Here is a 23,782-nt window from a genome sequence, read left to right on the forward strand (position 1 = left end):
TCAGCGCATTTGTCCTTGTCTGTTTCATCTGTTTATTCTTATCAAATCTTACAAAATGAATGTCTTTATAAGCTTATTTCCCTTTTTTCGAAAGGCCGAAAAAGAAAGGAAAAGCAGACCCAACTAATAAAGTGCCAAATAAAAACATTCCGCCGATAAACACGTGAAAATTAGCGCCTCCGGCCGTAAAAGCGGTAATCAAGGAAATGATACTGAGCACCACCATGGCGATGCCGGGCGCGATTCGCATTTTTTTACCTGTTGATTTATAAGCGATAACAGAACATAAAATTCCGATAACAATAGGGACAATCCATAAATAAAACAGAATAAATACTGACATTATCAAAACTCCGATTTTTCTTCTATCATAACAAATTTTTGTAAAAAATGATATCAATGAGCTTTTAAGCCAAAATAAAAAACCGGCTCTTCAGCCGGTTTTTTTCTAACGGAACGTATCGACGATCAAAAACACATTCAAAGCAACAATCAGCACAGCGATCAGCCAAGAAACCACTGTTACCCATTTGGCATTGATCAGCGAACCCATAATCCGCTTGTTGCTTGTGAACATAATAAGCGGGATTAAAGCAAAGGCAATGCCGAAGGAAAGAACCACCTGGCTCAGCACAAGAGCAGACGTCGGATTGACTCCTGATGCGATGATCAAGATCGGCGGAATGATGGTGATGAACCGCCGTACATACAGCGGGATGCGGTAGTTGATAAATCCCTGCATAATCACATCGCCTGAAAGTGTTCCGACAGACGAGCTGGACAGGCCCGCTACCAGCAGGCCGATTCCGAATAACGCGGCTGAAACAGGACTGACAAGATGACCGAACTGCTGAAACGCGACATCAAGGTCCTCGACAAACAGCCCGTTTTTGAAGAATAATGCGGCAGCCACAATCAGCATACTCGCATTAATAGCCCCTGCAATCAGCATCGCTATTAAAATATCAATAAATTCGAATCTGAAGATTTTCTTCCGTTCAGCATCTGTTTTGCCGACCACCCGCCGCTGTGTGAGGGCAGAGTGTAAATAAATGGCATGCGGCATAACGGTTGCGCCGAGAATACCTGCTGCAAGAAGCACGCTGTCGGTGCCATGAAATGTCGGAACGAAAAGTCCTTTCATCACTGAGACGGCATCCGGCTTTGCAAAAAAGGTCTGCAGCGCAAAGGCGATGACCACTACAAACAGCATCCCGGCAATACCGGCTTCAAGTGATCGATAACCGCGGCGCTGAAGCTCCAAAATCGCGAAAGAGCCGATCGCCGCAATAATAGACGCTTCGAGCATCGGGATGCCGAACAGCAAATACAGTCCCAATGCCGCTCCGATAAATTCCGCCAGATCAGTCGCGATAATGACGAGTTCGCCTTGAATCCATAAGCCGATAGAGACGGGCTTAGGAAATTCCTCACGAGCGACCTCAGGCAGGTTTTTGCCGGTCGCGATACCGAGTTTGGCGGAGAGTGACTGGATCAAGAGCGCCATGATATTAGAAAATAAAATCACCCATAGCAGCATATATCCATATTTAGAGCCAGCTGATATATTTGTTGCGAAGTTACCGGGATCGATATAGGCAATGGCTGCAATAAACGCCGGGCCTAAAAAAGGCAGCAGTCCTCTGAATCCTCTGCTTTTCCCGTCAAGCGCATCTTGGACTGCTTTGGAACGGGGAGATTGTGCTGTGATGTCCTTATTCATGTACTCACCTGAATTCTAATTGTTTTTGCCATACAACAAAGAGTTTCCTTAAACCAAATTATTTTATCTACATCATATGACCATCCTGATTTCTTGTCAACCAATGATGGTCAAAAATGACACTCAAATTTTTCCCTGTTATGTAACATGATATGTAGGGCATCTGATAAGGTCCATACATAAAAAGACATCGTTTCTGTATGAAACGATGCCTCCTGAATCATCTAATATCTAGGCTTCCTTGCGCAGTCCGCGGAATACGAGGCTCAGTAAGAATACGAAGATCGCTGCCCCGATAATTGCCGGAATAATGGCAAATCCTGCAAGGCTTGGTCCCCAAGTTCCGAGTAAGCCATGCCCGATCCATGCGCCGATCAGCCCTGCAATCATCGAACCGAAGATTCCTCCCGGCATGCGGTTGCCGACGATGGCGCTTCCGATTAGTCCAATTAAGATAGCAATAACTAATGAAACCAAAAAGCTAAGCATCATATTCACCTCTCCTTAATGATTTATATATCAATAACCGTTCCAGCCAGTCCCGAAACGTACAAAAGCATATTTGCTTATGATTCTGTTTTTATCTTTCTCTGCACACTGCCGTCAGCCAAATGAACAATGACGTCTGTGCCTTTATGTTCCGCAATTTCCTTCGCCCGTTCAATCGCTTCCTTTTTCGTCTCCTTGATTTCAGATACACGTTTGGCATCCTCAGCTTTGACGGCCCAGCCACTTTTATGCTTGATGACATGCTCCGCTTTATTCATTAGCTCCGGTCTGGCGTCATCGTTTGCCTCCTTATCGCGTTCTGTTTCATCATTATGTGTGAGAAAGTCGTCAATTTCCTTTTTTGAGGCGTTTTCCGCCCATTCCTTTGCTTTGCTCGTCGCAATCGGAATGGCGCGTCCGTCCTCATAGCCTTCATCAATCATGGCATTCGCAATGTCAATCGCCTTTTTCTTCACAGGCTTCTCGAGATTTTTCAGTGAAGCGGGGTAATCCTTCATAGACCAAGGTATTTCCATCACTCCTTCTGCTTTTATAAAAAGGGTACCCGCAGGTGAAAAATAAAAACGTTTTAGAGAAAAATGAAGGTATACTATATAGTAGAAAAACGGAAGGGAAGTGCGAGTTGGGTGACAGCAGAACTTAAAGAAGACTTACATCAGCAATTAAAAGAAATAGAAAAATGGGAAAAAGATCAGCAAAAAGTCTGGTTTTGGGAAAAGCTCAGCCGTCTCCCGTTTCAGCTGCTGGACAAGCTGACGCCGGAATTCATCCAGAAAAAGATCGGCAAGCTTTTGGATGAGGTGGGCAGCTTTGTTCAAACTGGAGGACAGTACCTGACATCGGAAAAACAGATTATCAAAACGTTTCAAAAGAAACTGCCCGAGCAAACCTTTGAATCACTGAAGGACGTACAGAAAGCGCCTCTGGCTGTTATGGATGATGTTGCTGAAGCCATGGGCAAAAACCGAATCAACGCTGCAACCGTTCAGGGAGCGACCACGGGTGTGGGCGGCGTATTTACACTGGCGGCAGACATTCCGGCTGTGCTCGGTTTATCATTAAAAACACTGCAGGATATCGCAGTGGCCTATGGCTATGATCCAAAGGAGAAAAAAGAGCGGGTCTTTATCGTAAAATGTTTGCAGCTTACTTCAGCAGATGTTGTCGGTAAAAAATCCATTCTGAAAGAATTAAAAGATTATGATCAGGACCGTACATATAAGAATGTCGCTTCCCAAATCCAAGGCTGGAGGGAAGTGGTTTTAGGCTACCGTGACACCTTTGGCTGGAAAAAGCTTTTTCAAATGGTGCCGGTCGCGGGAATGGTCTTTGGCGCGGCGGCTAATCGCTCGACCTTAAATGACATTACCGAAACAGGCATGATGCTCTATAAAAAGCGGCGCATCCTTGAGCGGCTCATAGAAACAGAACAGAATCATGAATAGAAGAAAAGCAGACGGGCACCGCATTCCGTCTGCTTTTTTCAGTCAAAACACACTCAATGTGTTTTGTTTGTTTAAAAGAAATGACAGCGGGAATACAACAACCAACACCAATTAAAGGAGGAATTCAAAATGGCACAAGATAACAAAATGAGCAGAGAAGAAGCAGGTAGAAAAGGCGGAGAAACGACTAGCAAAAACCATGATAAAGAATTCTATCAAGAGATTGGTCAAAAAGGCGGAGAAGCCACTAGCAAAAACCATGACAAAGAATTCTATCAGGAAATCGGCGAAAAAGGCGGAGAAGCCACTAGCAAGAACCATGACAAAGAGTTCTATCAAGAAATCGGTGAAAAAGGCGGAGAAGCCACTAGCGAAAATCATGATAAAGAATTCTATCAAGAAATCGGCCGTAAAGGCGGAGAAGCGACAAGCAAAAATCATGATAAGGAATTCTATCAAGAAATCGGCTCAAAAGGCGGAAACGCCCGCGACAACGACTAACTAAGTAAAGCATAAAAGGCAGACAACCTGTAGATAAAAAGCGATCCGGCGCAGCAGCTGGATCGCTTTTTATGATGAAATGGAAAAAAATATACCTTCCAATGACGCTGCTGCGGTAGAATAGGTGAAAAAGGAGTTTTCACTTATGCCTGAGATGCAAAACCTGCTCGCCATTGCAAATGAAGTCAAAGAAAAGCACGCTAATTTCTCCATTTCAGAGGTCAATGACCATTGTGTACGGCTCGCTGTGTTTACAGGAGAATACGACTGGCACCATCACCCTGACACAGATGAATTATTTATCGTTCTTGAGGGAGAGCTGCTTATTGATTTTGAGGATCAAGAAACCGCGGTGTTAAAAGCGAATGACAGCCTGCTTGTTCCAAAAGGCACCATACACCGCACACGCTCTTACGTCAGGACCGTGAATCTCTGCGTCGAGCACATTCATGCGGAAACGGTCATAACAGAGGAATCAAAATGCTGATCAAAAAGATTGTATGTGGGGTGGACGCGGCAAACGCTGAAGCATTTTCGAAGGCGCAGTCACAGTGGGGAGCACTATCGCATATAAGCGGCTTCATCAAACAGGCCGGCGGCTGGCGAAAAACGATAGACGAGCCGCTCATCGCAGAAATCATCAGTGTATGGGAAAACAGAGAAGCCTATGATCATTTTATGGAGAACGAACATGACGTTATCTATGAAGAAATCGGGCAAAAGGCTACGTTATCTTCAATAGAAGTGGCGCTTACTCAGGTTGATGCAGAGGGGGCCGCTTGCTTATTAGAGAACCGGGAAATTAAATACGAGCCTGGATGGACCGTGACAAAAGCGTAGTTATGGGAAGTCGTCCTAAAAAAGATGATAAGCTGATTTTATCGATCAAAATAACAATAAAGATATTCTCCTGTTATTTTGATTGAATTAGAATGAAGAAAATGGCATTCAAATGTGAAATCAGGGGGATTGATTCGGATGACTTTTCATTTTACTGAAATTGATCATATTCAGCTTGCGGCTCCTAAAGGCTGTGAAACTATTGCAAGACAATTTTACGGCGGTATATTAGACTTTCGGGAAATTGAAAAACCTGATGATTTAAAAGCCCGGGGCGGGGTCTGGTTCACTTTTGGGAACAAACAATTGCATATCGGGATAGAAGAACCTTTTGTACCCGCTAAAAAAGCACACCCTGCCTTTGAGGTTATGAATATAGAAGGTTTAAAAGAACATTTGAAATGCAATGGAATTGGAATAGTTGAGGACAATAAACTTCCGGGAGCGGACAGATTCTATATTTCAGATCCATTTGGCAATCGTCTGGAGATGCTTGAGCGGCAGAAAACGCACAAAAAAAGATAGATCACAGCTGGAGTGATCTATCTTTTTTATGATAGCCTCTTACTCACGCCCAGGAAGCGTATTATGAACAAAAGGAGGAGCTGGCTTCAATTCCGGCTTTTCTCCAAAAGCTTTTGCTTCGCTCACATATTCAAACGCTTCTCCGTCCGGGGCTTTCTCCTTCAGCCAGTTTTGCTCGGCGCTTTCTTCACCTTCAGAGAAATTGATAAGCTGATGAGAGAATTCCTGTTTCTCAAGTGCTTTCGGGAATGTACCCGGCACAACCGGACCTTCCTGTGCTTCTAATTCTTTAATGGCGGCCAGCCATTGGTTTTGGTGCATTGTGTCACGCGCCAGCAGGAAGCTGAGCATGTCCTTGACGCCTTTGTCATCCGTCATTTCAAACAGGCGTGCAACCTGTAGACGGCCTTGTGATTCCGCATTCAGATTGGCGCGGAAGTCTGCCAGCAGGTTTCCGCTCGCTACGATGTAGCCTCCGCTCCATGGTACGCCTGTACTGCTTTCGGGCATGGCGCCTAGTCCTGATACAATGGCATGGTGAGGATTCATGCCTCCCATGATGGAACCGATGACTGGATCATCAGCCGCTTTTTCCTGTTCATCAAGCGGGGCATCCTCAAGAAGTCTGGCGATCATGGTAGCGATCATTTCAACGTGCCCAATTTCTTCAGTTGCCGTATCCATCAGCAAATCCTTGTATTTTTCATTTCCTCTTGTATTCCAGCCTTGAAATAAGTACTGCATGGCAACAGAAATTTCTCCGAATTGCCCGCCTAAAATTTCTTGCATTTTTTTAGCGAATAATGGATCTGGACGATCTGGCTTAGCAGGATGCTGCAGCATTTTCGTATGTTTAAACATGTTCCCATCTCCTTTTTTCGTGTCTCTCTTTCTATATTTCCGATGGGAACAAAGATAAACGAAAAGCAGCGTATTGGGATGGGGGCTACGAATCCTTGCGCAGCTCCAGAAGCTCCTGAATCAGCTTCCGGCCGAAGATTGGCTCGTACTTCCGGTAAACAGGATCAAGGCGCTTCATCCATTCTTTTTTCTCTTTATCTGACAGCTCGTAGATTTTAATAGAAGAATGTTTTTTGATTTCTTCCAGCTGCTCCTTGTTCATTTCTTCGGCATACGTTTCATTCCACTCCGTTGTTTCCTTCATCGCTTCAGTCAAAATGCGTCTTGTTTCCGGGGTTTGCGCGTTCCAGAAATGCTCATCTGTCATCACAGCGTAGCCGAGGTAACCGTGGCTGCTTATTGTCAAATAGTCTTGAACATTATAAAATTTTTTAGAATAGATGTTTGAGATTGTATTTTCCTCGCCGTCTACTATATTGTTTTCTAACAGCTGAAAAGTAGAATTGAAAGATTCCTGGTGGGGTGCTGCTCCAAGCAGCTTGAACTGGTCCTCTATTACATTACTTTGCATAATGCGCAGGTCTTGTCCCTTTAAATCATCCGGGGTTTTGACCGGGCCTTGATTCGTGGTGATTTGCTTAAAGCCGTTTGTCCAGTACGCCAGGCCCTTTAATTGGTTTTTCTTTAAAGAATCAAACAGCTGTGTTCCAATTGTTCCGTGCAGCCCTTTTTTAACCGCATCATAGTCTGTAAATGCATACGGAAGATCAAGAACTCCCCATTCAGGAGAGAGCATACCGAGCTTCGATGTGGAGGGGGCGATAAATTGCACGTCGCCATTTTGTAATGCTTCGATTTCTTCAATGTCCGAATACAGGCTTCCATTCGGGAACACTTCAATTTTCATTTTCCCGCCTGATTTCTCGTTTACGAGCTCGGCGAATTTGTTGGCGGCCAGCCCTTTTGGCGTGTTTTCAGCAACAACGTGGCTGAATTTGAATACGATTTGATCCTGTAAGCCTTCCTGATCGTCATCATACACAATCTCTTCGCCGTTTGAACGGTCATGGAATCCGATAAATAAAGCGGTTGCAATTCCGGCGATCATCAGACCGAGACATGCAAGCAAACTCTTCATGAAAAGCCCCCTCCCTTATGTTAAGAATAATGGGGCAGATGTGATTCGTAAAGACCTGAAAGGAGAAGCTGATGAACAAAAAAAAGCTCTCAATCCGCTGGAAAATTACGATCCTTTCCTACATACTCGTCATTTTCTCCTTTTTGATCGGCGGCATTGTGCTCATAGGCAATATTCAGCATACAGAGGAAAGGGAGCTGAAAAAACGGCTGATGAATACGGCTCGGACGGTGTCGGAGATGACCGAGGTGAAAGAGGCGTTATCGCGAAAAGAACAAACAGAAGCCGTCCGGCATGCGGTTGAGGAGATCCGGATGATCAATGAAGCAGACTACATTGTCGTCATGGACATGGATCACATTCGCTATACTCATCCTGTCACCACAAACATCGGAAAAAAGTCAAAGGGTGCAGATGAAGAAGCGGCGTTTGCGGAGCACATTTATTTCTCAGAAGCAGCGGGCGAGATCGGGACGGCTGTCCGGGCCTTTTATCCGGTAAAGGATCAGGATTTGAACCAGGTCGGAGTAGTACTCGTTGGAAAAACACTGCCGGGGATGGCTGATATATTGTTTCATTTAAGAAGGGATATCGCCTTCATCGTCGTGCTGACACTCGGGTTCGGCCTGGCGGGTTCGTTCCTGCTGGCCCGCCATATCAAGAAGCAAATGTTTCAGCTCGAGCCTCATGAGATTGTCAGAATGTATGAAGAGCGAACCGCTACCTTTCACTCTATGAACGAAGGCGTGATCGCCATTGACAACCGGCATATCATCACAATATTTAATGAAAAAGCCAAACAGATTTTTGAGGTGCAGGGCGATCTGGTCGGAAAGGTGATTTGGGATGTACTCAAGGATTCGCGCCTGCCCGAAATCGTGGAACGGAACAAGGCGGTTTATAATGAAGAAATTCGTGTGAGCGGAAAGGTCATCATGAGCAGCAGGATTCCGATCGTCATGAAGAAAAAAGTCATCGGCGCCGTCGCGATTTTTCAGGACAGAACGGAAGCGGCCAAGATGGCAGAGGAATTGACGGGTGTCAAAAACTTTGTCGAAGCGCTCCGCGTCCAAAATCATGAGCATATGAATAAGCTCCATACCATCGCAGGCCTGATCCAGCTCGGGAAATCTGAAAAAGCGCTGCAGCTGGCGTTTCAGACTTCAACCGAGCAGGAAAACGTCACTGAGTTTCTGCATCGCTCCATTCAAAATGACGCCGCGGCGGGGCTTTTGTTAAGTAAAATCAGAAGGGGAAAAGAGCTCGGCATTGCTGTGCATATTGATGAAAACAGCAGCCTGCAGCAATTTCCCGAGCATGTCGACCAGCATGATATCGTTGTGCTTCTCGGCAACCTGATTGAAAATGCCTTCGGCTCGTTTGAAACCGTTCAGTCTGATGACAAACGAATTGACATCAGCATTGAACAAACGGAGGATATCCTTGCGATTTTAATAGAAGACAACGGATGCGGGATTCAACACACACATATGCCGTACCTTTACGAAAAAGGATTTACAGTGAATAAAACAGGCGGCACAGGCTATGGCCTCTATTTAGTCAAGCAAATAACAGACAAAGGGTCGGGTGCGATAGAGGTTGATTCACACCCGGGACAGGGAACGTCTTTTTCAATCGTTTTTCCGATGAAGGGGGAGGAAGCGCAGCATGGCTCGTAAAGAAATCAAGGTTCTGCTCATTGAAGACGATCCGATGGTTCAGGAAGTCAATAAGGATTTCATAACAACCGTTAATGGCTTTACCGTCTGCGCGCAAGCGGGGAACGGGGACGAAGGCATCAAGCTGATCAAAGAAAATCAGCCCGAACTCGTGATTCTGGATGTGTACATGCCGAAAAAAGACGGGATCAAAACCTTGCAGGAGATCAGAAAGCAAAAGCTTGAGGTTGATGCCATCGTCGTATCCGCTGCAAAAGACAAGGAAACAATTGCTCTTATGCTGCAAAATGGGGCAGTTGACTATATTTTAAAACCGTTTAAGCTCGAACGCATGAGACAGGCGCTTGAAAAATATAAGCGGTATAAACAAAAAATAGAGGAAAACGACACGCTGTCCCAGGATCAGCTTGATGCCATCCTCAATATCCCGCAGCAGGCCGTACAGGATCTGCCGAAGGGATTGAATCATTTTACGATGAATGAGCTCATTGCTTTTTTGAAGCAGCAGACGTCGCCTCTTTCTGCTGAAGAGGTTGCCAAGGCTCTCGGCATTGCCAGAGTGACAGCGAGACGCTATCTTGATTATCTCGAAAAGAACGGAACGATTCAGCTTGATGTTCAGTACGGAGGAGTCGGACGCCCCGTCAACCGCTACATATTTAAAGTGTAAACCCGAGACCAAAAAGACCAAAATGTCCGTTATGAACATAAACTTCCCCACCCCTAATGAAAACGCTATCATTCTAGTAAGAAAGACACAAAGGCGACTAGGACAGGGGGAGGAAGAATATGAGACTGTTTAAAAATTTAACAGTTCAAGTCATAACCGCGGTCATCATCGGGGTCATTGTCGGATTGGTTTGGCCGGATGTCGGCAAAGAAATGAAACCGCTTGGCGATACCTTTATCAACGCTGTGAAAATGGTGATCGCTCCAATCATTTTCTTCACAATCGTTCTCGGGATTGCAAAAATGGGCGATATGAAGAAGGTTGGAAAAGTAGGGGGAAAAGCATTTATTTATTTCGAGGTTGTTACGACCCTTGCACTCATTATCGGTTTATTTGTCGTCAATATTATGAAGCCGGGTGCGGGCCTCGATTACAGCAAGCTTGAAAAGGGAGATGTCTCACAATACACCCAAAATGGCGGTCAGGGGATCGACTGGGTTGAATTTGTCACACACATCGTACCGTCCAATATGGTTGATGCCTTCGCAAAAGGGGACATTTTGCAGGTCTTATTCTTTTCCATTCTTTTCGGAGTCGGTCTAGCGGCATTAGGTGAAAAAGGGAAAAGCGTCATTGATTTCTTTGATAAAGTTTCACATGTCTTTTTCAAAATTATCGGCTACGTTATGCGTGCCGCTCCAATCGGCGCATTCGGAGCGATGGCGTATACGATCGGGCACTTCGGACTCGATTCCATCAAACCGCTTGCCAGCTTAATGCTGTCCGTGTATATCACAATGTTCCTGTTCGTGTTTGTTGTTCTAAATATCATCTGCAAGCTATACGGATTCAGCCTGTGGAATTATCTGCGCTTCATCAAAGATGAGCTTCTCATCGTGCTCGGCACAAGCTCTTCAGAATCGGTTCTTCCGAGAATGATGGATAAAATGGAACGCTACGGCTGTTCAAAATCAGTCGTCGGGCTTGTTATTCCGACCGGCTATTCGTTTAACCTTGACGGAACATCCATTTATTTATCAATGGCGACTGTCTTTCTGGCTCAAGTGTTTGGAGTGGATCTCAGCATCGGCCAGCAAATTACGATTATCCTCGTTCTGATGCTGACTTCGAAGGGGGCAGCCGGTGTGACAGGAAGCGGATTTATCGTTCTTGCGTCAACGCTGTCAGCACTTCAGGTCATTCCGCTTGAGGGTCTTGCGCTTCTGCTTGGTGTCGACCGTTTCATGAGTGAAGGAAGAGCGATTGTGAACCTGATCGGAAACGGAATCGCCACAATCATCGTTGCAAAAAGCGAAAAAGAATTCGATGAAGCAAAAAGCGTGGAGGCTGTGGAAGGCATGAAAAAAATGAAAACAGCAGTCTGAAAAAAAGAACGGCCCATCCATGGGGCCGTCAGGCTGTCGAGAAAATCTCGACAGCCTTTATTTTTCCTTAAAATATCCATTCTCTTGTAATAAAATAAAAGAAAGACTAAAAAGGACGGTGTCTTTCTCATGTTCCACACAAGAAACTCTTCTCAAAACGCAGCCGAATTTGTTCTTCTCGACCAACTTGTCGAAGAGGATCATCTGCTTCGAAAAATTGATAAATACATAGACTTTTCTTTTATCATTGAAAAGGTTAAACCTTACTACAGTGAAAACAAAGGCCGCCCCTCACTTGATCCGCTGATTTTATTCAAAATGATGTTTATCGGATACCTCTATGGTATCCGTTCAGAAAGACAGCTCGAAAAAGAAATTTACTACAATATGGCGTACAGATGGTTTCTCGGATTGAACATAAACGATCCAGTTCCGCACCACTCCACCATCAGCTGGAACAGACGCACACGTTTTAAAGATACAACCATCTTTCAAGACATTTTTGATGAGATCGTTCTTCAGGCCATCAATCATGATATGGTGGGCGGACGTGTCCTATTCACCGATTCCACTCACCTTAAAGCCAATGCCAACAAGCATAAATACACAAGAAAAACGATTGAACAGGATACACAAAACTATATCAAAGATTTAAATGAAGCCATCCAAGAAGATCGGGAGGAACACGGAAAAAAGCCACTAATAGTCAAAGAGGAGGTGAAAGCTGAAAAAGAGATCCGCCACAGGACGACTGATCCCGAAAGTGGATATCTGTATCGCGAAAACAAACCAGAAGGTTTTTTCTATTTAGATCACCGCACAACGGATATGAAATATAACATTATCACCGATGCCTATGTCACACCTGGAAATGTCCATGATTCTGTGCCTTATCTTGACCGATTAGATCACCAAATCGCACGATTTGGTTTTCAAGTAGAAGCTGTCGCCCTTGATTCCGGATATTTAACGACTCCCATCTGTAAAGGATTATCTGACCGTCATATTTTTGGCGTCATTGCCCATAGACGATATCACCCTACTAGAGGCTTGTTTCCAAAATGGAAATTTCATTATGACAGTGAAAAAGACAGTTACATTTGCCCGAACCAGCAAACACTTACATACTCAACAACTGACCGAAAAGGCTACCGGTCATATAAATCAAATCCTGAAATATGTTCCTCATGCCCGCTGCTTGAGAACTGCACAAAATCAAAGAACCATCAGAAAGTGATTACTCGGCATGTATGGGAAGACCATAAAGAAAAGGTCAGACAAAATCGTTTGTCTGTTTCAGGAAAAAACCTCTACAAAAAAAGAAAAGAAAAAATAGAGCGAAGCTTTGCAGATTCAAAACAGCTGCATGGGCTTCGCTATTGCAGGTTGAGGGGAAAATGGAATGTGAGCGAACAAGTTCTCCTCACAGCCGCATGCCAGAACATGAAGAAGATTGCCACATACCTAGCCAAGCAGGGATAGATATGTGGGAGGCTTTTTCTATATCTAAAATACAATAAGCATCTAAAGAAATAAAAAAGCTTGTAGAAAAAACATCGTTTTCTCTACAAGCTGACGGCCCATCCATGGGGCCGTTTTTTTAATTGTTTAAGAATAATTAAGGTGAGGACAGAGACCTCAGCATTTTTTTGTTATATAATTTACAAATGGATACTATATTGAATGAAGGACGTTTGTCCTAACAGGAGTGTATAAATGGCCGCTTTAGTAAAATTTTTTCAGCACCCGGGAGTAAGGCGTTTTTCCATCTTTGTCGTGTTAACTGGTGTGTTATATCTATTTAAGAGCATGATCAACTTAATATTGCTGACCTTCATTTTCACATTTCTTATGGATCGTTTGGAGCTTGTCGTCCGGCAGTTTTTAAGCCGGTTCTTCCGCGTGAGCCAGCGGGTTGTCATTACGTTTCTCTACATTTTGCTGGCCGTGCTGCTTACAGTCGGAGGGTTTGTGTTTTATCCGGTCGTTGCCGCACAGATTCAGCAGCTGATCAAGCAGATTAAACATATTGCGTATCATCCAAGCAGCATTCCTTTCTTTGATGAGATCACAAGTGTTTTCGGAGATATTAATATCAGTTCGTATGTCAAAGAGGGTTTCAATGTACTTTATACGTATCTGGCCGATATCAGCACATTCGGCTTGCAGATCGTGATGGCGCTCATTCTCAGCATGTTCTTCTTATTCGAGAAAAAACGGCTGTCTGAATTTATGGAGCAGTTTAAAACGAGCAAGCTTGCTGTTTTTTATAATGAGATTGCTTTTTTCGGAGGTAAATTCGCGAGAACGTTCGGCAAGGTGCTCGAGGCACAATTTATCATCGCGCTCGTGAACTGCATACTGACTTTTATTGCACTCTGGATTATGCACTTCCCTCAGCTGTTGGGGCTGTCCATCATGGTTTTCTTTCTCGGATTGATCCCGGTAGCTGGCGTTGTCATCTCCCTGATCCCGCTTAGCATTATTGCATACAGCACAGGCGGCGGAATGTATGTGCTCTACATTGTGCTTGTCATTTTCGCCATTCATGCGATTGAGACATATTTCCTCAATCCGAAGCTGATGTCAGCGAAAACAGAGCTGCCGATCTTTTTCACATTTACAGTCCTGATTTTTTCTGAGCACTTTCTCGGCATTTGGGGCTTAATTATCGGGATTCCGATCTTTGTATTTCTCCTTGATATTCTTGATGTGACCAACAAGGAGAAAGGGCCTAAAAGACCCCTAGAGAAAAGTAACAAAAAATAGTTTACAAAATTGGATATTTTCTGTATAAATAAAACTACAACATACAATAGTAAGCCACACGCTTAATCCTTTTTAAAAGGAGTGGGGGACCCGATCGTTTGGGGTTTATTTTTCATCTGAAAAACGGACATCTCTTCGTCCGAACCCGGCAGCTAACCTCATCAGCGTGAAGAGAGAATCCTGTGGTTTTATGATACAGCCAAAGCCCGCGGGAGTCTCTCGCGGGCTTTTTTTCAAAAAAAGGAGGAATGCGGATGAAACTGGCAACAAAGATCATCATTGCATTGGTTCTGGGTGCCGTCACAGGGATTATTCTTAACGTAACATCGCCTGAATTATTTGAAAATTTGAATAAGTTTGTATTCGGTCCTCTTGGCACCATCTTTTTAAACCTCATTAAAATGCTTGTCGTGCCGATTGTTTTTTTCTCTCTTACATTAGGAGTTGCCGGGCTTGGCGATCCTAAAAAGCTTGGCAGAATCGGTGTGAAAGCCATTTCTTATTTTCTCATCACGACAGCGGTGGCGATTACGATCGGGCTTATACTGGCGCTTGTCATTAAGCCGGGTGAGTTCGGCACTTATGATGTCTCATCCGCTAAATTTGAGGCAGAAGAAGCGCCGAGTATTGCTGACACACTTCTGAACATGATTCCGGCCAATCCCGTTCAAGCGATGACCGAAGGAAACATGCTCCAGATTATCGTGTTTTCCATTTTTGTCGGACTCGGGATTACGATGCTAGGCAAAAAAGCGGATATGCTTTTGAAAGTCGTGGAGCAGGGCAATGAACTGATGATGTATCTGGTCAACCTAGTCATGAAGTTTGCGCCATACGGCACGTTTGGTCTCATTGCGACAGCTATCGGCAGCCAGGGATTCAGTGCAATAAAAGCGATGGGGCTGTACATGATTGTTGTTACGCTGTCTCTTGTCATACATGCAATCGTCACATACGGTTCAACAGTGGCTCTTTTAGCAAAAAGAAATCCGATTACGTTCTTTAAAGATTTCTCAGAAGTTATGGTCGTTGCGTTCAGTACCTCAAGCAGCAATGCAACGCTTCCGGTATCAATGGATGTAGCCCAGAAAAAACTAAAAGTGCCTGAGCCGATCAGCAGCTTCGTTCAGCCGCTCGGGGCGACGATTAACATGGACGGGACAGCCATTATGCAAGGGGTGGCCACCATCTTCATTGCACAGGTATTCGGACATGATCTTACATTTACGCAATTGCTGATGGTAATATTGACGGCTGTATTAGCAAGTGTGGGAACTGCGGGTGTTCCGGGAGTCGGTTTGATTATGCTCGCCATGGTGCTTCAATCAGTCGGCCTGCCTGTTGAGGGGATCGGATTGATCCTCGGAATAGACCGCTTGCTTGATATGCTTCGCACAGTGGTCAACACAACAGGAGACGCGGCCTGTGCCGTCATCATTACAGAAACAGAAAAGAACAAACAGCCGGAGCAAGCACCGACTCTATCGGTTTAACCAAACATTTGGAAGCAACAAATGCTATAATACAAACAGTGCCTATTTTTAGGCACTGTTTATTTTTGTCGGAAAAAGGAGGAAGGCTTTATGGCTGAGCCGATTTTACATATTGAAGGCCTTGATAAAAAAATAGGGTCTAAACAGATTTTAAAACAGATCAGCATGGACGTCAGGCAGGGAGAGATTATCGGTCTTCTCGGTCCGAACGGTTCCGGAAAAACGACACTCATCCGCATCATCGTCGGACTGTTAAAACAAAACAGCGGAAGCGTGGCCATCAACGGATTTAAGCATGACACTGAGTTCGAACAAGCGATGGAAGCTGTCGGCGCGATCGTGGAAAACCCTGAGTTTTACCCGTATCTGTCAGGCTGGGAGAACCTCAAACACTTTGCAAATATGCACAAAAAAATAGATGATGAAAGACTGGACGAAGTGGTGGAACGAGTCGGGCTGACGTCAGCGATTGATGATAAGGTGAAAACCTACTCACTCGGCATGCGCCAGCGTCTCGGCATTGCTCAGGCGATTCTTCACCGGCCGAAGCTTCTCATTTTAGATGAGCCGACAAACGGTCTTGATCCTGCCGGTATGAAGGATTTTCGCGACCATATTAAGGAGCTCGCCGAAGAGGAAGGAACAGCGGTTTTATTCGCCACTCATTTATTGCGTGAAGTTGAAGACCTGTGTGACCGTGTGATCATCATACAAAAAGGCGAGATCAAAGCAGAAGTGAGCCTGAATGGAGCCGGTCAGAAAACGGAGAAAGCCGTTATTGAAGTGCAGTCGGCGCAAAAAGCGCTCGATTGGCTGACGGGCAATGGATACACAGCTGAACGTAAAGACGGCTCCATCGTGGTGGATATAGCGAAAGAAAATATACCAGAGCTGAACCGCTCACTAGTCGGACAAGGATTGAACGTATTTTCAATTATGCCTTATACGCAGTCACTGGAAGACGAATTTATAAAAGCGACAACCGCTCATCAAGAGGAGGGAGAAGAGCTTGTCTAAATTAATATGGAATGAACATATGAAACTCTTTAATCGAAAAGTCACATTTATTTCGCTTATATTGATGGCCGTTTTTCAATTTTTCATGGCGCTGATCATTAAACGGATCGTCATCAGTGCCGGAACTGACGAAAACTTCATCGGCTACTTTTCCTATACACCGACCCTGAATATCTTGCTGCAGGCGTTAACCATTGTCATTGCAGCGACGATTATTTCTAATGAATTTGATAAAAAGACAATCAAATTTCTGCTTATTCGCCCGGTCAAGCGGCAAAAGGTCTTTTGGTCAAAACTAATGACAGTTGTAATGGTCAGCTTCTATCTTTATCTGGCATACTACATTCTGGCTTTATTATTCGGTCTTGTCTTTTTTGGCACGTCCGTGACATCTGAATCAAAAACATTGTTCATCAACACATTGGAGCTAATTGGCACAAACTGGCTAGAAGCGGTGCTGATGGGATTATTCGGTTTGCTTTGTTCATCACTGTTCCGCAACAGTGCCATTTCAGTTGTTGTTTCTTTTGTCGTTTTATATGGAGCAAGTTCACTTGTGCAAATCATGAAGCTGTTTGAAAACAAATGGGGAAGCTTTTTGCTTTTTGCAAACACGGACTTCACTCAGTACAAAAGCGGACAAACGGCTCTGTTTTCAGGCATGACGCCATTGTTCTCTGTAGGGATTATTGTGATTCATGCTGTTTTCTTCATTGCCGTTGCCTGGTGGAGTTTCTGCAAACGGGATGTTCGAATCTAAAGGCAAGGAATGACATTTTTGTGAAAAAGCTCACGTAAATCAATATCATTCGATGTTTTGGTTTATACTAAAGGTACTGACGGAGGTGTCTCGAATTGAGGAACTTTATTACCGCTTTACCGATTGTATTGCTGCTTGGATTCTCATTTGTGTCATTCATGTTTCAGTTTGAACATCTTGTATATTTCAGGCTCGCGCTGGGATTGTTTTCTCTCGTGGGGCTGTACATGATATATAAAATGAAGACGGGTATCCGTTATTTTATCATTTATCTGTATGCAAGCTGGATTGTGCTTGCGGCAGTTACTGCCTTTGAAGAGCCGATTTTCTCAAGCTTTTTCTTCGGCGGATTGGTCATGACAATGGGTTACCTGACTTATATGCTCATTTATCTCGGTATGAAACAAGACCGGGATACAAATCCGGTTTAAACACGCTGTTCCCTCGGGAACGGCGTGTTTTTCTATCGTGGACAAATTGTTAACAGTTGCGGAATCATGGCTGGAAATCTATAATACATATTAAATTTATCGGAATTGAGAAAATGGGGGGCTGCCGGATGTCATTATTTGTACGGAACGAAAAACAGCGGCAATGGATAGAGAAAATAGGACAGCTAGCGGATGAATTTCAGCAAACAGCCGCTGAGGATGATGAACAGGGACGATTTCCTGCCGAAAAAATACAAAAACTGCGTGATTCGGGCTATACGGCGATAACCGTGCCAAAATCCCATGGAGGAGCAGGAATGTCTGTTTACGACATGCTGCTTTTTCAAGAGCGGCTTGCACGGGGAGATGCTCCTGCAGCTCTGAGCATCGGCTGGCATTTAAGCGTGATGGGAGAGCTCGGAGAAGGAAACAGCTGGGATGAAGATGTGTTTGCGTTCATCGCAAAGGAAGTTCAAAACGGCGCCGTGATTAATAGAGCAGCGACAGAAGCGAAAACCGGGAGCCCGACCAGGGGAGGACGCCCCGGGACTGCCGCCGTCAAAAAGGACGGCAAATGGGTGGTGAATGGAAGGAAAACGTTTACGACAATGTCGCAAGCGCTTGATTATTTTTTAGTGACGGCATGGATTGAAGAAAAACAAACTACTGGTGTGGTGTTGGTTCATAAAAATGATCCTGGTGTATCAATTGAAGAAACATGGGATATGATGGCGATGCGGGCTACGGGCAGCCATGATCTTGTATTAAACGAGGTAACGCTCGAGGACAATAAACTGGTGGAGCTGCTTCAAGGGCCGCGGGGAGCTAAGCAAAACGGCTGGCTGCTCCATATTCCGGCGGTTTATCTTGGCGTGGCTCAAGCTGCTAGAGACTATGCGGTGCGCTTTGCCTCCGAGTATTCTCCAAATAGTTTGAAGGGGCCGATCAAGGATGTCCCGGCCGTTCAGCAAAGAACAGGCGAAATGGAGCTTGAACTGTTGAATGCCAGACACTTTCTTTTTCATGCGGCTGAATTGTATGACGATCCGGAGCGCCGCCCTTACTTGAAGAGTGAGCTCGGTGCGGCAAAACATATCGTCACAAACGCCGCGCTTTCTGTTGTAGACAAAGCGATGAGAATTGCAGGGGCCAAAAGCCTCGAACGCACCAATCCGCTTCAGCGCTATTACCGGGATGTGCGCGCCGGTCTCCATAACCCGCCGATGGACGATGCGGTCATTCAAAAGCTGGCCGCAGAAGCCTTTCTTTAAATAAAAAAGAGCCTTTGCCGGCTCTTTTTTATGTATTGTTTTGTTCCTGAAGATTCTTCTGATGCTTGCGGTCAATTCTGTCGTAAATGACGTTCATCAGCTTTGGATTGCCCATGATCGCCTCTTTGTTTTCCTGGATCAGCTGTTGGTAGGTTTTTATTTTACGCTTTGGCATGCCCTGGCGCCTCCTGACAATGTTTTGTATTCACTTTCCAGCTCCATCAGCGACAATTCATACAAATGACGCTTTGCCTTTTTGTATATACCATTCTGTATTAACAGATGAATGAGATGTTTTTTCTGATTTCTGCAGACTGAGGTGTCATTGTGTCACCAACCTCCAATCAAACGATATTGATAATCATTATCAATTAACCTCAGTATACAATGTCCGCCACAGCCTGTAAAGGTGAAAACAGTCCTATTCTTTCGTAAGTAAGCAAACCTTCAACATATCGACAAAAAGTTTCCCGGGCAATAATTTGCTGTCGAAATTTCCCTCCCCGTTGAGAACCGCTGCTGCTATTTTTCATGTTTTTAACCATACTATGTAATAGAATGGAGGCTGGTATTCAATGGGGAGGACAGATAATCTTAAAAAGGGAGAAAAAGGAGCACTCCTCAATATTTTGGCATATATCATTCTTGCTGCTGTGAAGCTGACAATCGGAATACTGTATCATTCTGAAGCGCTGAGAGCAGACGGGTTAAACAATGGGACAGATATTGTGGCGTCAATCGCGGTGCTGATCGGACTGCGTATTTCCCAAAGGCCGGCTGACAGTGACCACCCATATGGCCATTATCGGGCTGAAACAATTTCGTCCCTTATTGCGTCTTTTATTATGATGGCTGTTGGAATTGAAGTGTTAATTGGCGGAGGAAAAGCGATTGCGGGCGGCACATCAGAAACGCCAAGCCTTATCGCGGCGTGGACGGCTTTAGGCAGCGCAGTGTTTATGTACGGCATCTATTTATATAACAAAAGGCTCGCGGCATCCATTAAAAGCTCTGCACTTATGGCGGCGGCGAAGGACAGCAGGTCAGACGCATTTGTCAGTGCCGGAGCGTTTATCGGTGTTTTTTCGTCCCAGCTGCAGCTGGCCTGGATAGATCCGGTTACGGCTTTTATTATCGGAATCATCATTTGCAAGACAGCCTGGGATATCTTCAAAGACGCTTCGCATTCATTAACGGACGGGTTTCACTTGAAAGATCTTGAACCTTATAAACAGACTGTCGGCCGGATAGAAAATGTGCATCGTCTTAAGGACGTGAAAGCGCGATACTTGGGCAGCACAGTACATATAGAGATGGTCATTACAGTGGATCCGAAGCTGACAGTAGAGGAAGGCCATGGAGTCGCAGATGAGGTAGAAAACAAAATAAAACATGAACACGATGTCACTCATGTTCATGTTCACGTAGAGCCCGACGACATAAAATAGGGCTGCTTATCGAATTAGCTTATATGTTCTGATAAGAATTCAGTCACTTCTTCAGGCGTTTTGGCATTGGCGCTGTGAAGATGGCCTGTTTTTTCTCTATTTTTGAAAATGAGCAGGCTTGGAATACCCATTACCTGATATGTTTCAGCCAGTTCAGGAAGCTCGTCCTTATTCAGTTCGTACCAATCGTTTTGATTGTACGTTTCCAAAATATCGCCGATGAACATATTCATGCGTGTGCAGTCGGGGCACCAATCAGCATAAAACTTTACAATGATTTCTTTATCAGATTGAATCAATTCATTAAAATGTTCTTTTGTTGTGATTTTTTTCATCTGTCACATCTCCTTTTCAATGCCATTTTAATATAAAATAAAAAGGAATTACATACAAATGCATTCAGCTTCAGCATGCCCAAAAATAATTAGATCATTTTCTTGTGAAAGTGATAAGATAGTAAAGATGAATTGTAGTGGGGGGAGTATCCATTGAAAACAAGTCTAGGATTAGTGTACGGCGGTAAGTCAGCCGAACATAATGTTTCGCTTCAGACAGCTCTGGCTGTAACAAAAGCGCTAAATACTGAGAAGTTTGATATACATCCAATTTATATAACTGAAAAAGGCGAATGGATAAGAGGCACACGTTTAACAGAGCCTGTTTCCAACGTAAAAATGCTTCAGCTTGAGCAGGGCGGAACTGCTTTTTCTCCATCTGCTCTCAACCAGGAGATGTTTCCGCAGGAAGTGTCACAGCAAAATGAAGCAATTGATGTCGTCTTCCCGCTCCTGCACGGCCCGAACGGAGAGGACGGAACGATCCAGGGAATGCTTGAACTTTTAAATATTCCTTATGTCGGCAACGGCGTGCTCGCTTCCTCAGCTGGCATGGATAAAGTTGTCATGAAGCATTTGTTTGCGCAAGCCGGCCTTGCACAGGCGAAATACACAGCCTTCCTTAAAAAAGACTGGACTCGTTCTCCGGAAGAAAGCTGCGAGCAAGTAGAACAAGAACTGGGCTACCCTTGCTTCGTGAAGCCGGCCAACCTTGGCTCAAGCGTCGGAATCAGCAAATGCCGAAACCGTGAAGAACTGCAAAAAGCGTTTGAGCTGGCGTTCCAATATGACCGGAAAGTCGTAGTCGAAGAAGGCATCAACGGCCGCGAAATTGAAATCGGCGTTCTCGGAAATGATGATCCTAAATGCTCTGCAGTTGGAGAAATCGCACCTAAGACAGATTTCTACGATTACAAAGCAAAATACGAGGATGGAGACACTGACCTGATTATTCCTGCGACTGTAACAGATGAGGAATACGCGAAAATCAGTGACATGGCGATCAGAGCGTTTAAATCAATTGACGGTTCAGGACTTGTCAGAGCGGACTTTTTCCTGACAGCTGACGGCGAAGTGCTGATCAATGAAGTAAACACGATGCCTGGTTTTACACCGTTCAGCATGTTCCCGCTTCTCTGGAAAGAAGCCGGAGTTGAATACGCTGACCTCATTGAACAGCTTGTAGAGCTGGCTAAAGAACGCCACGCTGAAAAACAATTGATCAAACATACATTCTAAATGAAGACGGACACTGCCGGTAAAAGGGCAGTGTCTTTTCCCGTATATCACCAAAAGAAAGAGAGGGACCTTACTTGATTAAGCGAACCGTAAAGAAAATTGCCGAAATGGTCAAAGGCACACTGACAAACCCGCAATATGAAAATACAGTCATTCATGGAGTTGCTACAGATACAAGAAAGCTGGAAAGCAATCAGCTTTTCATCCCGCTGAAAGGGGAGCATTTTAACGGCCACACTTTTGTGCCGCAGGCTTTTGAAGCTGGTGTGTCTGCCGTTCTGTGGAACCGCTCTGAACCAAATCCGCCCGAGAATCAAGCTGTGATTCTGGTGGAAGATACATTGTCTGCGCTCCAGCAGCTTGCAAAAGCCTATTTACAGGAGCTCGGCACACGTGTCATCGGAGTAACAGGAAGCAACGGCAAAACGACGACCAAAGACATGATTCACACTGTCCTGCAAACGCGGTACCGCGTCCATAAAACAGGAGGAAACTTCAACAACCATATCGGGCTGCCGCTTACAGTGTTAGCGATGCCAGAAGATACAGAAATTGCCGTACTGGAAATGGGAATGAGCGCAAAAGGAGAAATTGACCTCCTGAGCCGCCTGGCAAATCCGGATGCGGCAGTGATAACGAATATCGGCGAATCCCACATGCAGGATCTTGGTTCAAGAGAAGGCATTGCGGAAGCGAAACTGGAAATTATCAACGGCCTGAAAGAAGACGGTGTGCTGATTTATATCGGAGACGAACCGCTCTTGCAAAAAGACTACAGCTGCCAAACAAAAACGTATGGTACTGGGGCGCAAAACGATTATCAGCTGCAGGATGTCAGCCAGAGTGAAGCGGGAACCTATTTTACGATCAAAGGCATAGAAAAAACGTTTTTTATCCCTATTCTGGGCAAACATAATGTGATGAACGCCATGGCGGCAATCGCCGCAGGGGCTTATTTCGACATCACGCCGGAGGATGCGGCAAAAGGATTAAGCGGCCTGAAGGTCACCGGCATGAGACTTGAATTGATGAAAACAGACAGCGGCATTTCTATTATTAATGACGCTTATAACGCGAGCCCGACGTCGATGAAGGCTGCAATCCAACTGACAGAAAGCCTTGAAGGATACGGGAAGAAAATAGTCGTGCTCGGAGACATGCTTGAACTCGGAGATCTTGAAGAAACGTTCCATAAAGAATGCGGCGCTGTGATCAGCCCGGACAAAATTGACCACGTCTTTACGTATGGAAAACTGGGGGCATTTATCGCCGAAGGTGCGATGGAACATTTTAGAGAAGAACGCATCAGCCACTTCAGCGACAAAAAAGATCTCACTCAGGCCCTGAAGAATAAAGCCTCAAAAGGAGATTTGGTTTTATTCAAAGCGTCAAGAGGTATGAAGCTTGAAGAAATCGTTAAAGATTTAATGGAGAGCCCGTTTTCTTAAAAAATCCTGCGAAAAAAAGCAGATTGCAATCATAAAATAAAAATGATGTGCAGACACTAATGTATGCCGGCCCGAAATAATTTATGTATGACCGGCTGAGGCTATGGTACAATAATGACAGGTTTATTTCGCGATACGAAAATATGTGTACGGACCGCCATCCGCTGACCTTAGGTTTTCCGCGGACACAAGGAGCGGGATTGGGCATCGTCCGGCATATTTGGTTAGCAGGTCAGCGAGCGCATTCAAAATGCTGATCTGCTTACCGCGTTATTGAAAAACAAGTAGTGTAAT

The 23,782-nt window shown here is 44.8% G+C and carries 26 protein-coding genes, 1 pseudogene and 1 riboswitch; of the genes and pseudogenes, 18 read left to right on the forward strand and 9 right to left on the reverse strand.

Going from position 1 to position 23,782, the window contains the following annotated elements; genetic code table 11:
- Positions 1-73: 73 nt before the first annotated feature.
- From AU387_RS01455 to AU387_RS01470, 4 genes are all read right to left on the reverse strand, one after another.
- The gene (locus AU387_RS01455; protein WP_010333081.1) at positions 74-343 is read right to left on the reverse strand and encodes a hypothetical protein; all 270 of its coding nucleotides are present in this window, start codon (positions 341-343) and stop codon (positions 74-76) included.
- A 105-nt stretch (positions 344-448) separates the two neighbouring features.
- Positions 449-1,723, reverse strand: coding sequence for an Nramp family divalent metal transporter (locus tag AU387_RS01460; protein WP_024120270.1), 1,275 nt, complete (start codon positions 1,721-1,723; stop codon positions 449-451).
- Positions 1,724-1,954: 231 nt separating this feature from the next.
- Positions 1,955-2,212, reverse strand: coding sequence for a GlsB/YeaQ/YmgE family stress response membrane protein (locus AU387_RS01465; protein ID WP_010333083.1), 258 nt, complete (start codon positions 2,210-2,212; stop codon positions 1,955-1,957).
- Positions 2,213-2,289: 77 nt separating this feature from the next.
- Positions 2,290-2,742: a DUF2188 domain-containing protein gene (locus tag AU387_RS01470; RefSeq protein ID WP_059334646.1), complete on the reverse strand. Its 453-nt coding sequence runs from the start codon at positions 2,740-2,742 to the stop codon at positions 2,290-2,292.
- 117 nt (positions 2,743-2,859) lie between these two features.
- Between AU387_RS01470 and AU387_RS01475 the strand changes: the two genes are divergently transcribed.
- The 5 genes from AU387_RS01475 to AU387_RS01495 all read left to right on the forward strand — a co-directional run bounded on the left by AU387_RS01475 (position 2,860) and on the right by AU387_RS01495 (position 5,544).
- Positions 2,860-3,678: an EcsC family protein gene (locus AU387_RS01475; RefSeq protein WP_095532797.1), complete on the forward strand. Its 819-nt coding sequence runs from the start codon at positions 2,860-2,862 to the stop codon at positions 3,676-3,678.
- A 129-nt stretch (positions 3,679-3,807) separates the two neighbouring features.
- Positions 3,808-4,179, forward strand: a complete 372-nt coding sequence (gsiB, locus tag AU387_RS01480) for a glucose starvation-inducible protein GsiB (RefSeq protein WP_010333086.1) — start codon at positions 3,808-3,810, stop codon at positions 4,177-4,179.
- A gap of 145 nt (positions 4,180-4,324) precedes the next feature.
- A complete protein-coding gene (locus AU387_RS01485; protein ID WP_059291923.1) occupies positions 4,325-4,666 on the forward strand; it encodes a cupin domain-containing protein in 342 nt (113 codons plus the stop codon).
- The gene (locus tag AU387_RS01490) at positions 4,660-5,019 is read left to right on the forward strand and encodes a YdbC family protein (RefSeq protein WP_059334519.1); all 360 of its coding nucleotides are present in this window, start codon (positions 4,660-4,662) and stop codon (positions 5,017-5,019) included. The genes AU387_RS01485 and AU387_RS01490 overlap by 7 nt, the downstream gene beginning before the upstream one ends.
- Before the next feature lie 138 nt (positions 5,020-5,157).
- The gene (locus AU387_RS01495) at positions 5,158-5,544 is read left to right on the forward strand and encodes a VOC family protein (protein ID WP_059334520.1); all 387 of its coding nucleotides are present in this window, start codon (positions 5,158-5,160) and stop codon (positions 5,542-5,544) included.
- Positions 5,545-5,583: 39 nt separating this feature from the next.
- Here the strand turns inward: AU387_RS01495 and AU387_RS01500 are convergent, their stop codons facing one another.
- Positions 5,584-6,405 carry a manganese catalase gene (locus AU387_RS01500; RefSeq protein WP_059334521.1) on the reverse strand — a complete coding sequence of 274 codons (822 nt, stop codon included), beginning with the start codon at positions 6,403-6,405 and terminating at the stop codon, positions 5,584-5,586.
- An 85-nt stretch (positions 6,406-6,490) separates the two neighbouring features.
- Positions 6,491-7,543, reverse strand: coding sequence for a TRAP transporter substrate-binding protein (locus tag AU387_RS01505; RefSeq protein ID WP_044161763.1), 1,053 nt, complete (start codon positions 7,541-7,543; stop codon positions 6,491-6,493).
- Between the two features lie 71 nt (positions 7,544-7,614).
- Here AU387_RS01505 and dctS point away from each other — a divergent pair, with 71 nt between their 5' ends.
- The 10 genes from dctS to AU387_RS01555 all read left to right on the forward strand — a co-directional run bounded on the left by dctS (position 7,615) and on the right by AU387_RS01555 (position 19,018).
- A complete protein-coding gene (gene dctS / locus AU387_RS01510) occupies positions 7,615-9,222 on the forward strand; it encodes a two-component system sensor histidine kinase DctS (RefSeq protein WP_059334522.1) in 1,608 nt (535 codons plus the stop codon).
- Complete coding sequence (gene dctR, locus AU387_RS01515; protein ID WP_059291917.1) at positions 9,212-9,892, forward strand: two-component system response regulator DctR; 681 nt, start codon at positions 9,212-9,214, stop codon at positions 9,890-9,892. The genes dctS and dctR overlap by 11 nt, the downstream gene beginning before the upstream one ends.
- Before the next feature lie 119 nt (positions 9,893-10,011).
- A complete protein-coding gene (gene dctP / locus AU387_RS01520; RefSeq protein ID WP_059291916.1) occupies positions 10,012-11,277 on the forward strand; it encodes a C4-dicarboxylate transporter DctP in 1,266 nt (421 codons plus the stop codon).
- A 129-nt stretch (positions 11,278-11,406) separates the two neighbouring features.
- A complete protein-coding gene (locus AU387_RS20940) occupies positions 11,407-12,759 on the forward strand; it encodes an IS1182 family transposase (protein ID WP_059334523.1) in 1,353 nt (450 codons plus the stop codon).
- Positions 12,760-12,993: 234 nt separating this feature from the next.
- Positions 12,994-14,046, forward strand: coding sequence for an AI-2E family transporter (locus AU387_RS01530; protein WP_059334524.1), 1,053 nt, complete (start codon positions 12,994-12,996; stop codon positions 14,044-14,046).
- A 49-nt stretch (positions 14,047-14,095) separates the two neighbouring features.
- A riboswitch (cyclic di-AMP (ydaO/yuaA leader) is annotated at positions 14,096-14,227 on the forward strand.
- Positions 14,228-14,300: 73 nt separating this feature from the next.
- Positions 14,301-15,539, forward strand: a complete 1,239-nt coding sequence (locus tag AU387_RS01535) for a dicarboxylate/amino acid:cation symporter (protein ID WP_059334525.1) — start codon at positions 14,301-14,303, stop codon at positions 15,537-15,539.
- Positions 15,540-15,629: 90 nt separating this feature from the next.
- Entirely contained in the window at positions 15,630-16,556 is a 927-nt protein-coding gene (locus AU387_RS01540) for an ABC transporter ATP-binding protein (RefSeq protein ID WP_059334526.1), read from the forward strand.
- The gene (locus AU387_RS01545) at positions 16,549-17,316 is read left to right on the forward strand and encodes an ABC transporter permease (protein ID WP_059334527.1); all 768 of its coding nucleotides are present in this window, start codon (positions 16,549-16,551) and stop codon (positions 17,314-17,316) included. Before AU387_RS01540 ends, AU387_RS01545 begins: the two co-directional genes overlap by 8 nt.
- A 95-nt stretch (positions 17,317-17,411) precedes the next feature.
- A complete protein-coding gene (locus tag AU387_RS01550; RefSeq protein WP_044161748.1) occupies positions 17,412-17,747 on the forward strand; it encodes a hypothetical protein in 336 nt (111 codons plus the stop codon).
- A 128-nt stretch (positions 17,748-17,875) separates the two neighbouring features.
- Positions 17,876-19,018, forward strand: a complete 1,143-nt coding sequence (locus AU387_RS01555) for an acyl-CoA dehydrogenase family protein (RefSeq protein WP_059334528.1) — start codon at positions 17,876-17,878, stop codon at positions 19,016-19,018.
- A 28-nt stretch (positions 19,019-19,046) separates the two neighbouring features.
- Here AU387_RS01555 and fbpB read toward each other — a convergent pair whose 3' ends face one another.
- Positions 19,047-19,193 carry a Fur-regulated basic protein FbpB gene (gene fbpB, locus AU387_RS20280; RefSeq protein WP_010333101.1) on the reverse strand — a complete coding sequence of 49 codons (147 nt, stop codon included), beginning with the start codon at positions 19,191-19,193 and terminating at the stop codon, positions 19,047-19,049.
- Positions 19,180-19,344: pseudogene (locus AU387_RS20285) on the reverse strand (Fur-regulated basic protein FbpA). Before AU387_RS20285 ends, fbpB begins: the two are co-directional and overlap by 14 nt.
- A gap of 249 nt (positions 19,345-19,593) precedes the next feature.
- On the opposite strand from AU387_RS20285, the gene AU387_RS01560 reads away from it, so the two are divergent.
- Positions 19,594-20,466, forward strand: a complete 873-nt coding sequence (locus AU387_RS01560; protein WP_024120288.1) for a cation diffusion facilitator family transporter — start codon at positions 19,594-19,596, stop codon at positions 20,464-20,466.
- 14 nt (positions 20,467-20,480) lie between these two features.
- Here the strand turns inward: AU387_RS01560 and AU387_RS01565 are convergent, their stop codons facing one another.
- Positions 20,481-20,801, reverse strand: coding sequence for a thioredoxin family protein (locus AU387_RS01565; protein WP_059334529.1), 321 nt, complete (start codon positions 20,799-20,801; stop codon positions 20,481-20,483).
- A gap of 153 nt (positions 20,802-20,954) precedes the next feature.
- On the opposite strand from AU387_RS01565, the gene AU387_RS01570 reads away from it, so the two are divergent.
- Positions 20,955-22,040, forward strand: a complete 1,086-nt coding sequence (locus AU387_RS01570; protein WP_059334530.1) for a D-alanine--D-alanine ligase — start codon at positions 20,955-20,957, stop codon at positions 22,038-22,040.
- A 74-nt stretch (positions 22,041-22,114) separates the two neighbouring features.
- Positions 22,115-23,488 (forward strand): UDP-N-acetylmuramoyl-tripeptide--D-alanyl-D-alanine ligase, encoded by a 1,374-nt coding sequence (locus tag AU387_RS01575; protein WP_059334531.1) that lies wholly within the window; start codon positions 22,115-22,117, stop codon positions 23,486-23,488.
- Positions 23,489-23,782 lie beyond the last annotated feature (294 nt).

The organism is Bacillus halotolerans (genome assembly GCF_001517105.1).
Lineage (GTDB): Bacteria > Bacillota > Bacilli > Bacillales > Bacillaceae > Bacillus > Bacillus halotolerans.

Bases quoted from the DNA above. Each gene is read 5' to 3' on its own strand.
- AU387_RS01455 (WP_010333081.1), bottom strand. From the start codon at position 343: ATGTCAGTATTTATTCTGTTTTATTTATGGATTGTCCCTATTGTTATC.
- AU387_RS01460 (WP_024120270.1), bottom strand. From the start codon at position 1,723: ATGAATAAGGACATCACAGCACAATCTCCCCGTTCCAAAGCAGTCCAA.
- AU387_RS01465 (WP_010333083.1), bottom strand. From the start codon at position 2,212: ATGCTTAGCTTTTTGGTTTCATTAGTTATTGCTATCTTAATTGGACTA.
- gsiB (WP_010333086.1), top strand. From the start codon at position 3,808: ATGGCACAAGATAACAAAATGAGCAGAGAAGAAGCAGGTAGAAAAGGC.
- AU387_RS01485 (WP_059291923.1), top strand. From the start codon at position 4,325: ATGCCTGAGATGCAAAACCTGCTCGCCATTGCAAATGAAGTCAAAGAA.
- AU387_RS01490 (WP_059334519.1), top strand. From the start codon at position 4,660: ATGCTGATCAAAAAGATTGTATGTGGGGTGGACGCGGCAAACGCTGAA.
- AU387_RS01495 (WP_059334520.1), top strand. From the start codon at position 5,158: ATGACTTTTCATTTTACTGAAATTGATCATATTCAGCTTGCGGCTCCT.
- AU387_RS01500 (WP_059334521.1), bottom strand. From the start codon at position 6,405: ATGTTTAAACATACGAAAATGCTGCAGCATCCTGCTAAGCCAGATCGT.
- AU387_RS01505 (WP_044161763.1), bottom strand. From the start codon at position 7,543: ATGAAGAGTTTGCTTGCATGTCTCGGTCTGATGATCGCCGGAATTGCA.
- dctS (WP_059334522.1), top strand. From the start codon at position 7,615: ATGAACAAAAAAAAGCTCTCAATCCGCTGGAAAATTACGATCCTTTCC.
- dctR (WP_059291917.1), top strand. From the start codon at position 9,212: ATGGCTCGTAAAGAAATCAAGGTTCTGCTCATTGAAGACGATCCGATG.
- dctP (WP_059291916.1), top strand. From the start codon at position 10,012: ATGAGACTGTTTAAAAATTTAACAGTTCAAGTCATAACCGCGGTCATC.
- AU387_RS20940 (WP_059334523.1), top strand. From the start codon at position 11,407: ATGTTCCACACAAGAAACTCTTCTCAAAACGCAGCCGAATTTGTTCTT.
- AU387_RS01530 (WP_059334524.1), top strand. From the start codon at position 12,994: ATGGCCGCTTTAGTAAAATTTTTTCAGCACCCGGGAGTAAGGCGTTTT.
- AU387_RS01535 (WP_059334525.1), top strand. From the start codon at position 14,301: ATGAAACTGGCAACAAAGATCATCATTGCATTGGTTCTGGGTGCCGTC.
- AU387_RS01540 (WP_059334526.1), top strand. From the start codon at position 15,630: ATGGCTGAGCCGATTTTACATATTGAAGGCCTTGATAAAAAAATAGGG.
- AU387_RS01555 (WP_059334528.1), top strand. From the start codon at position 17,876: ATGTCATTATTTGTACGGAACGAAAAACAGCGGCAATGGATAGAGAAA.
- fbpB (WP_010333101.1), bottom strand. From the start codon at position 19,193: ATGCCAAAGCGTAAAATAAAAACCTACCAACAGCTGATCCAGGAAAAC.
- AU387_RS01560 (WP_024120288.1), top strand. From the start codon at position 19,594: ATGGGGAGGACAGATAATCTTAAAAAGGGAGAAAAAGGAGCACTCCTC.
- AU387_RS01565 (WP_059334529.1), bottom strand. From the start codon at position 20,801: ATGAAAAAAATCACAACAAAAGAACATTTTAATGAATTGATTCAATCT.